Genomic DNA, 334 nt, shown 5'->3' with positions numbered 1-334 from the left:
ACATAATCTATCTAACACATTTCTTTTATAAAAATCTTCCAATTGTTCTGGTGTATAATAATAAGGTGCATTAGGATAGCCTTGAGGTGGAGTTAGAGCTGCGAGTTTGGCATGAAGTATAAGCATTTTTAAATTTAAATCTACTTCTTTTTCATTCCAATCATCCGGAATATCTGAAGAAAAATTCATTCTATTACCAAATCTATAAGCATTAGCTTCTTCATCGAATTCTTTCCTACTCTCTGGAGTAGAATCTATATCTCTTGGATCTTTTAATTTACCTTGTCTTACTTTCTTATCTAAAGCCTTAATACTACCGCCATCACCATCATAA

General features: G+C 31.7%; 1 pseudogene. It reads right to left on the bottom strand.

What is annotated here, in order from left to right:
* Nucleotides 1-334: pseudogene (locus CAMP5053_RS08470) on the bottom strand (hypothetical protein); the annotation flags it as partial.

The organism is Campylobacter sp. S4:11, from assembly GCF_024723695.1.
GTDB lineage: Bacteria > Campylobacterota > Campylobacteria > Campylobacterales > Campylobacteraceae > Campylobacter_D > Campylobacter_D jejuni_C.
This window is presented reverse-complemented; position numbering and strand designations above follow the sequence as displayed.